This is a genomic window from Bartonella sp. CR84HXZ, assembly GCF_042194535.1.
Lineage (GTDB): Bacteria > Pseudomonadota > Alphaproteobacteria > Rhizobiales > Rhizobiaceae > Bartonella > Bartonella grahamii.
The window spans coordinates 1-9,148 of record NZ_JBHIMY010000028.1 but is presented as its reverse complement, the minus strand read 5'-3'; the positions used below and the strand labels follow the sequence as shown (position 1 = coordinate 9,148).

General features: G+C 35.4%; 9 protein-coding genes and 1 pseudogene. 7 read left to right on the top strand and 3 right to left on the bottom strand.

Going from position 1 to position 9,148, the window contains the following annotated elements; genetic code table 11:
• Positions 1-168, top strand: a pseudogene (locus tag ACFIKD_RS08450) (P-type DNA transfer ATPase VirB11); the annotation flags it as partial.
• A gap of 54 nt (positions 169-222) precedes the next feature.
• Here ACFIKD_RS08450 and ACFIKD_RS08445 read toward each other — a convergent pair.
• Complete coding sequence (locus tag ACFIKD_RS08445) at positions 223-441, bottom strand: type II toxin-antitoxin system RelB/DinJ family antitoxin (RefSeq protein ID WP_375647750.1); 219 nt, start codon at positions 439-441, stop codon at positions 223-225.
• Positions 442-519: 78 nt separating this feature from the next.
• Positions 520-4,233: a Ti-type conjugative transfer relaxase TraA gene (gene traA, locus ACFIKD_RS08440; protein ID WP_375647748.1), complete on the bottom strand. Its 3,714-nt coding sequence runs from the start codon at positions 4,231-4,233 to the stop codon at positions 520-522.
• Between the two features lie 234 nt (positions 4,234-4,467).
• Between traA and ACFIKD_RS08435 the strand changes: the two genes are divergently transcribed.
• The 6 genes from ACFIKD_RS08435 to ACFIKD_RS08410 all read left to right on the top strand — a co-directional run bounded on the left by ACFIKD_RS08435 (position 4,468) and on the right by ACFIKD_RS08410 (position 8,475).
• The gene (locus ACFIKD_RS08435) at positions 4,468-4,671 is read left to right on the top strand and encodes a TraC family protein (protein ID WP_375647747.1); all 204 of its coding nucleotides are present in this window, start codon (positions 4,468-4,470) and stop codon (positions 4,669-4,671) included.
• 52 nt (positions 4,672-4,723) lie between these two features.
• Positions 4,724-4,948 carry a conjugal transfer protein TraD gene (locus ACFIKD_RS08430; RefSeq protein WP_375647746.1) on the top strand — a complete coding sequence of 75 codons (225 nt, stop codon included), beginning with the start codon at positions 4,724-4,726 and terminating at the stop codon, positions 4,946-4,948.
• The gene (traG, locus tag ACFIKD_RS08425; protein WP_375647744.1) at positions 4,926-6,836 is read left to right on the top strand and encodes a Ti-type conjugative transfer system protein TraG; all 1,911 of its coding nucleotides are present in this window, start codon (positions 4,926-4,928) and stop codon (positions 6,834-6,836) included. Before ACFIKD_RS08430 ends, traG begins: the two co-directional genes overlap by 23 nt.
• A gap of 422 nt (positions 6,837-7,258) precedes the next feature.
• On the top strand, positions 7,259-7,666 hold the full coding sequence (locus ACFIKD_RS08420) for a replication protein RepA (protein ID WP_375630387.1): 408 nt from the start codon (positions 7,259-7,261) through the stop codon (positions 7,664-7,666).
• A gap of 225 nt (positions 7,667-7,891) precedes the next feature.
• Complete coding sequence (locus ACFIKD_RS08415; RefSeq protein ID WP_375630386.1) at positions 7,892-8,170, top strand: type II toxin-antitoxin system RelE/ParE family toxin; 279 nt, start codon at positions 7,892-7,894, stop codon at positions 8,168-8,170.
• A 17-nt stretch (positions 8,171-8,187) separates the two neighbouring features.
• A complete protein-coding gene (locus ACFIKD_RS08410) occupies positions 8,188-8,475 on the top strand; it encodes a HigA family addiction module antitoxin (RefSeq protein WP_375612417.1) in 288 nt (95 codons plus the stop codon).
• A gap of 49 nt (positions 8,476-8,524) precedes the next feature.
• Here ACFIKD_RS08410 and ACFIKD_RS08405 read toward each other — a convergent pair whose 3' ends face one another.
• Entirely contained in the window at positions 8,525-8,701 is a 177-nt protein-coding gene (locus ACFIKD_RS08405) for a hypothetical protein (RefSeq protein ID WP_375612418.1), read from the bottom strand.
• Positions 8,702-9,148: the final 447 nt, after the last annotated feature.

Genomic DNA, 9,148 nt, shown 5'->3' with positions numbered 1-9,148 from the left:
ACCCTTTTAGTCAAAGAAAGTGACGGTGGTGGTAATTTAGCACGCGATGATATCCGCGGCTTATTAATCTCGATGATAGATGTCATCATCCAATGCAAACGCCTTGAAGGCAAATTTCGTGTAACAGAAATCTATTACGACCCCTTCAAACGCCGTGATGCTTTTTAAAAACTGTCGAAATGACTTAAATAACTCATTCATATCTTTCGCAAAGTATACATCTTATCCTTTTGCATTCTTTTCAAAAGTTTTAAGCGTTTTCGCATTAGAAATAGACATATCAAACGGCAATCCTCTTTCATCAACAACTTTAGCTAAGGAAATTCGTATGAAATCAGACACCGTAAGTCCTAAACTTGCTAATATTTCACCAGCTTCTTTTTTCAACTTCTTATCTATATTTGCTCGAACAACATCTTTTGAATCTACGGCTATGCCCATAGTAAACCTCCTTTAGTTACCTTCTTATGTATGGCTCAAATGAGTTATTATAACAAGTGTCTAATGTTCTAAATTTCTTTATCGTGTAATTTCTTTTGACATTGTTTGCACTATCACATTGTTTAGCTCTTGTGTATGTATCTGTTGCAAAACTTTAACTGCTGTTTGAAGCTCTTTCACAAGCTTTTTATCTTGAGGCTGATTTGGCATGATTGCTTTTGACAAGTCAAAGTCTTGTTTATGAATAGCATCCTGTCCAAAACGTTTATCTAAAGCACTTTTCAGCTTTAAAAATTCTTCACCAACCTGCTCTGGTATCTTTGAATAACTATCACGACCAGCTTCAACATTTTTCATAAAAGTCACTGCTTCTTGTGAAAGTGACGGAACCTCTACTTTTAACTGTTCAAGCTCCCGTGTAACACTAACCATCAGCGTCTCATAAGAATTCTCATAAAAGGATTGAAGCATTTTAATAGAAGAAATAGCAAGAGGAACATGATAAAGCGCTTCTTTTCGTTCTTTTCCTGTAGCCTTCAATTTATCGATAAAACGATCTGATCCACGCAGTTCGCCCGCTCTATCAGGTGCCCTATCCAAAATATCAGAGAGTTTATCGCCTTTCCCTGCTAAAATCGTTTGCTCAATCCTAAGCGCAGCCTCTTGTGGATCTTTATAAATAGATGCTAAATGACTGTTTAACTCCTTAAACATATCAATGTAAGATTTTTTATTTCTAAGAGCGCTTAGCACCTTCTGTTCTAGATTAGAGTTATCCGTATAAGCAGCAAGGTATGGGGCTTTTTCCGTTGTTTTTGATGCAACATTCAACTCTTTTTGTGATTGCTCAACCTCGAGCTCTTCTTTTTTAAGTTTGCTAAAAACTGTCGTTGCTCTCCCCCAAAGGGTTTCAATCTTTTCTTTTTGTTTTTGCAACCATTCTTTATTAAAATCAACATAAGAGGCTATTTTTTCCCCTAAACCTTGAGAAACATCAATCCCTCTATTTTTTTTAAATTTGGCTATATAATCTCTATAATCAGGAGATTCAGAAAAATCGAGAGTTGTTGTTTTAACACCAGACCTAGAAAGAGCTGCTACCAATTTTTCATAGGTATTTGCACGATCGGATTGTTTAATGCTACTAGCAAAAGAAGGATCACCACGTTCTATAAAATCCACATGAAAAATGTTTTGTCTAATCTCTTTATTGTTAACAACAACAGTCTCTTTGTTTTGACGAATGGATATCTTATCACCAAGCTCAATACGAGCCCCATCTATCGCAGAGGGAAGATTTACACCATAAACACGTTCAACTCCACGGAAAGTTGCTATATCCGCATAAGGTGTTTTGGTTTTGGCTGTTTCACTAAAAGAAGCATACCCAGCTTCAACAAGTTCACCAGTGATTGTACCTTTAACCTGTTTGTGTTCGTGTAATCGAACGTTTTTAAAATCCTCTTCGGCTACATAAAGATGTGACTGATGCCTATGGCGAGACATTGCAACATAGGAGAGATGTTGATCCATAGATGAGGAGGCTAAAACAAAGACATTATCAACGGTAACTCCTTGACTCTTATGAATCGTAGCCGCATATCCATGATCAACGTTTTGATAGGTCTGATTGGAGAAAACAACTTCTTGGCCAGAGTCAAGACACACTTTTAAAAGCGGTTTTCCTCTTTCATTTTGTGTAGACAAAACAGTTCCCAACATACCATTTTTAACTTTTTGCTTTCCTAATTCTGGGGCTGATCTTTCTTCAAATTGAGCATTTTCAAGAAAGATAATTCTGTCACCAACAACAAATTCCCTATGCCCCTTAAGAGTATCAAAATTTGTAACGCTTGCACTATCTTCAGATTTAAGTAAACGAGCATCTTTAAGAGCAGTTCGAATTTCTTCATTTAATTTTTTTACAGACGCATTCGTATGAGCAAGAACAAGTAATTCGTCACCCCGTAAAGTTTTTCCTTCTTCCAGAGCTTTTTTTTCAACTTTTCTTCGTGTATTCATCCAATCTTTAACAAGAGTATTTATGGCTTGATCATGCGTTTTAGTCTCACGAATGAATCCTCTATTTTTATAATGATCTAAAGCTTCCTTTACTTGTCCACGTGCAAACTGTCGTGATGCATCTTGCCCCCATTCTTCTTTTTGTCTCCTAATACCGGATAATTCTACATAACCAATATTATCAACTACAGCGCGAAATGCCGCTCCAGCCTCAATGGGTTGCAACTGCATATTATCACCAACTAAAACAATTTTTGCGCCTGCTTTTTCAATTTTTTGGACAAAATGCGAAAGTTGTTTTGAAGAAACCATTCCAGCTTCATCAATGACAAAAACATCACCAACCCGTAATTCATCTTTTTTATTTTTCCACGCTAATTCCCACGCAGCAAGAGTTTTACTTTTTATCTTTGAAGATTCTTCAAGACCTTCCGCAGCCTTCCCCGCAAGCGCTGCTCCAAATACACGCTTCCCACTATTAACCCACGCAATATTTGCGGCTTCCAATAGAGTGGATTTTCCAGCACCTGCATAACCAACAACCGCCGCAATACCTTTATCATCTGTAATATGTTGAACGGCTAATTTTTGTTCTTCTGAAAATTTAAATCTATCACTTTTATCTTTATTCTCAACAGACTTTATTGCCTCTAAAACCTGTCTATCTTTTACACCGTGTCCTGTCGTTTGAGACAACGAAACAACACTCCGCTCCATATCATATTCGGTTTTTAATATTTCCTTTGTGGAGTAAATAACTTTATAAGGATTGGAATGATCTTTAATTTTAATCAGGTTATTGCTTTGTTCTAAGCGCACCATAATATCATTAAAGTCATTTGAATTATCAACATATCTATTAATGATCTTAGCAAGATCACCATGATTAAATGTCGACTTCTCAAATGAAATTAACTTCAATACTTCATTAGGGTTTTCTTTAATTTTCTCTACAGATCTCTGTTTTATTTTTTCATTAGCTTGTACCGCATTGCTAGCAAGTCCTTTTTTACTCATTGCATGAGCAGATTGCCCCAAATGAATGGTTGGCTCTATAGATAAACCACGCTCTTTGTAAGAACGCATATCTACTTTTATATCATGACCTGCAAGTGCAAGATGCATCGTTGCAATCTCACCCCATGAGTTGCGTAAATCCTTCAATGCATCTTTATGACCTATGACGGTTTCATAAACTATACGCTCTTCTTTTCTTATAGCATTCCCTTGTCTATCACGAATAGTAACAAGAGATTTTTTTACTGTTCCATCTTCATTTAAGACAGCTATTTTTTTGGGACCAAAACCATTTTCTAAAACTGGACGTAAAGTATGCATAATATGCACATGTGGATTTCCTTCCTTGTCATGATAAACCCAATCAGAAACAAGACCACGTGATGCAAAGTTTTCTTTTACAAAGTCTCGTACAAGAGAAATATTTTGATCTCGTGATAACTCTAATGGCAACGCTATAACTATTTCTCTTGCCAACTGTCCATTCACGCGCTCACTATTTTGCACAGTGTTCCACAGCCATTCACTTTTTTTATCATTTGTATCAAAATAACTGAGCTGTTGTGTAATCCATTTTGGAGAACCCTCTGGAATATTCATTTCTGAATGTACAAGGTCTCTATCTTTATCATATTTATGCGTATGAGATCCTTCTAACTCATCAAACATCCTTGTCCTATGGCGATAGGCAGCCGCCGAAATTGCTGATTTTCCAGCACCAATAATTTTAGCTTGTAAATGTGTACTTGCCATAAGATACAATTACCAAAAATTGTGTTTATTTCACAGAAATAATCTATAGCATGAAACGTTTTACTTTAAAACGTATAATTGCGCCTTCAAAAATCTTTTGAAAAAAGACATTTTCAGGAGCGCATAAATGCGCACTATTAAGTATTGTTATTGGAGATTTATTCTGTTAAGTAAAAATAAAGATTAACAAATAAAAGAGAATTTTAAATGTCACGTAAATCTTTAGAAAAACTTATGGAAGAAAAAAAATCTCTTGAAGAAAAAAGTAAAAAGCTTCTTGAAAGAATTAAAGCTGCTAAAAAACAAGAAGGGGAAAAAATTGCACTATTAGCAGCTGAAGCGGGATTAACAGAATTAAACATAACAAACGATCAATGGAAAAATATTTTCGAGGAGATTAAAGCCCGATTTCAAAAAGAACAGCAAAAAACTGAATAATCTTGGTAACTCTATAAAATCACTAAGACGCATTGAAAAAAGGAGGAGATTTTTGAGTGATGAAATAAGGCGTAAAGATGCACGTGAAAAAATTATTCTAGGCGGTCTTGTCGTAAAGGCTGGTCTTAAAAATGCCGATAAGTCTTTCATTTTAGGATGTTTAACTCATGCTGCAAAACTTGATATAAATTCAAATGAATATAAAAAATTACAAAAAATAGGACAACATTCTTTTACTGATACGCGGGGTCAAAATGATAAACAATCTAAATCGTAAACAAATCATATTTTTAATATGCCCTTTTCTCTTTTCAATCATAATTCTTTTTCTTGTAAACATAACAATCAATAACATTACAGAAAATGGAACGACGCCTGATGCTTATTGGTTTGTTCGTTCAAAACCTCTCGATATTCTCGTTCTTATTGCACTTTCAGGTTCTTCATTCATCTTATTACAAAAAAGACATATAAGAAAAAATATTACTATTTCGTCCATGATCGTCTTTGGTTTGTTTGCAACTTATTATAGTGCAAATGAATATATCAGACTTAGTCCATATGTTGGTCAAGATAATATGACATGGGCGGATGTTCTTCCTTTCTTTGATAGGATGGTTTTATGGGGTGTTGTTATTGGCGTTGTTATCCTTGGTTACACTATGAATCTATCGTTGCCAAAAAAATTACCTTCGAAAAAATTAAAAAATACAATCTTCGGCGGCGCTCAATGGATGAATATGAAAAAACTAGAAAGCATCTTTCCAAGCGATGGAGAAATCATCGTAGGAGAACGATATCGAGTAGACGAAGATATTGTAACAGATGTTCTTTTTGATTCTCAAGACAAAACAACATGGGGGAAAGGAGGAACACAGCCATTACTAACATATAAACAAAATTTTTCTTCACCCCACATGTTATTTTTTGCTGGTTCTGGTGGTTATAAAACAACCAGTAATGTTATTCCAACTTGTCTCAAATATTCCGGTCCACTGGTCGTTTTTGACCCTTCAACTGAAATCGCTCCAATGGTAAAAAAAACAAGGCAGCTGTCAAAAAGAAAAGTATACGTTCTTGATCCCCATGGAGATTCAACAAAAACTTTTAATCCCTTAGATTGGTTATTAGATAAAAATATCCCTATTTGTGAAAAGGAAGTAGGTCTCGTAGAGACAGCACGACTCCTCCTTTCAGAAAATTATAGATCCACTTCAACCGATCAATTTTTTATCTCTCATGCTCACAATTTGTTAACAGGTCTACTTGCACATGTCGTCTTTTCTGATGAATACAAAGAACATGAAAAAAACTTAAAAACACTTCGTATGATTGTATCAGAACCAGAACCATCGGTTATTGGAAAATTGAAATCAATACAATCAAATTCTTCATCACAATTCATTCGTGAAACCCTCGGGGTCTTTACCAATATGGCACAGCAAACTTTCTCTAGTGTTTATGCTACTGCTTCTAAAGATACCCAATGGCTTTCCCTTGATAGTTATGCCAACCTTATAAGTGGTGACGACTTTAAAACTAATGATATAACAAAAGGCAATGTAGACATCTTTTTTAATATCCCATCAAAAACTCTAAAATCTTACCCTGGTGTGGGACGGATTCTTGTTGGTTCTCTTCTCAAAGCTATGGAAGCCGCAAATGGAAACTATGAAAAAAGAGTCCTCTTTGTTTTAGATGAGATTGATCTGTTAGGATATATGAACATCTTAGAAGAAGCTCGTGACCGTGGTCGTAAATATGGAATATCTCTCATGCTCTTTTACCAATCTATAGGACAAATTGAACGTCATTTCGGTTCATCGGGTGCTATGACATGGTTTGAAAGTTGTGCTTTTATAAGTTATGCCGCAATACAAGATATTAAAACTGCTGAAAATATATCTAAGGCATGTGGTCAAATGACTGTTGAAGTGAAAAATTCAAGAAAACCTCTAGGAGGATTCCATACAAGAGGGACAGAAAATGTAAACACCCAGCAGAGACCTTTAATTTATCCTCATGAAATTACCCAAGAAATGCGCCTAGACGAACAAATCATTCTCGTGCGAGGGCAACCCCCTATCCGTTGTGGACGCTCTATCTATTTTAGACGTAAGGATTTAACAGCCCTTACTAACAAAAATAGATTTGCTCCTAAATAATAATATATCCTAAATAGAACTCACTTCGTTCGTCCATAATCAATAATGAGAGGCTATCCGCCTCTCAAACTCTCTGGAACGCTCACCAAAATCATGACATCAGACCCGCGTTTAATGAGAGGACTAACAAGTCTTGGTTCTTAGTGTCAAGGAAACCATTACATGGCGCCTAACGGCGTCCTTGACAAAGAACCTAACGTCTTGTTTCGTCCCTCTCACGCGGCTCCGAAATCATGATTAGAAGGAGAGCGTTTAAGGGTGCCTACACAGCACCTTATAGTAGGGAAAAAACATTTGATTTTTTAACTACGTGGATAAAAAAATTATACCAAATAGATGTAAAATAGTGGAGGTTATGGACGGCTTTGTTGTTTGTGTCATACCTAAAAGGCAAAAATGGATTTAAAAAGGAATGGATTGCAATGCCTCAACATCCGATGGCTATAATAGCGAAAAGTAATTTAAACGGATATGATCTCAAGGTGTTTTTCATTCTGGCTTCTCGTCTTGATTTCGAAAATCTATTAGTCGTCAATCAAACGGAATTGGCTAAAAAAGTTGGTATTACCAGACATCACTTTAATCGAAGCGTAAAAAGACTAATAGCTATGGATATTCTTTTGGAAGGTCCTCGTATTGGGATTAATAGATCCTACCGTCTCAACCCAAACCTTGGTTGGAAAGGTAGTGCTAAAATCCACAAAATAGCTCTTAGAAAGAACTTAAAAAATCGCATGAAAGCAGCCGGTATTCAAGGTGTATATGAGAATAGAAAACCTTTAGAAATGGACATTAGTAATCAAATAGATCTTGAAGATTATCTTAGATAAAAAAATAATTAGCTCCATTTATCTATAAAATAAGAGGCTGCCCCCTCCTCAATTCAAAAAATCTGCTTTAGCAGGCATTTTTGATGCTTAAAATATACAGATACAGAAGAGAAAAATAATAAAAGCATAGTAGTTACGCTTCACAATGTTACCAATAATGGTAACATTGTAGCTTAATGAACAACTTCTTCTTGTATTTTATAACGATACACATTACAGTGAATCATGATTTTGGGATTTAAACATAAAGGGCTTGAAGCCTTCTACACTACTGGTACTACAAAAGGAATTCAGTCTGCTCATACTCAAAAGTTAAGGCGTATTCTAGGTGCTCTTGACGTAGCTATATCACCAAATGATTTGAATTATCCGTCCTTTCGATTACATCCTTTAAAAGGTGATCTTAAGGGCTTTTGGTCAATTACAGTAAATGGAAATTGGCGTGTAATATTCCGTTTTGTTGGTATAGATGTCGAATTAGTTGATTATCTAGATTATCATTGAATAAGGAGAGATAAAAAATGATGAAAAACCCTCCACATCCTGGAGAACTCTTGCGTGAAGATGTAATCGTAGAGCTTGGTTTATCTGTTACCGAAACAGCTGAACGGCTTGGTATGTCTCGTGTAGCTTTTTCTAGGGTTTTAAATGGAAAAGCTGCTGTTAGTCCCAATCTCGCTATTAGACTTGAAATGGCTGGTGTGAGTACTGCACGTGCTTGGCTAGCTATGCAAACAAATTATGATTTAGCGCAAGCTTTAAAACAGAAACAGCCTAAAATACATCCTCTTTGTACTAGCTCTTGTTAGTACCATTCTATCGTATTGGAGAGCTTGACGAACATTCTCTAATAAGCTTTTACTTGAAAAGCATAAGATCAGAACCAGGAGGAGCTAGCCGTAATAGCAGCGTATCGTACCCCCAATTGACAGCTAAACTTAGAAATATCAAAACTATATAACCAATGACCATTGCTGTTTGGTGTTCAAAAGGTGCAGAGCCCGCTACATATCCAGTAAAAAAAATAAATAACACCAGCAAACTCCCCCCTGCTATAAACTCTGTTAAAATAATAACCGGTTTGCGAATAAGCAAAAGAAAAAGGAAAAGGAAAAAAAGGCACGTTTTCAATATCTTATGTAATATTTTATAAACGATAGAAAACACTCTACGTATTATAGTTATTAAAATTGATTGTTTGGAATTTGGATTTTTCTCTTTTTTATTTAATTTATTAGTAGATAGAGTGTCCATTACCCCCTCCAATATTTTTATCTATAAAACGCTTTATGGCTATATGATACGTTTTATTTTATTCACGATTATTTATATACCTATATAGATAATTATTTCAATTTTATGATTTTTTAGTGCTTAATGTAACATACGGTTTCTTTATTTTTAAAAAGCAGGCGCCCCCCGCACCTGCTATTTTATTTACGCAACATCCTCATACTCATCACGAAAATAATCATCATCACT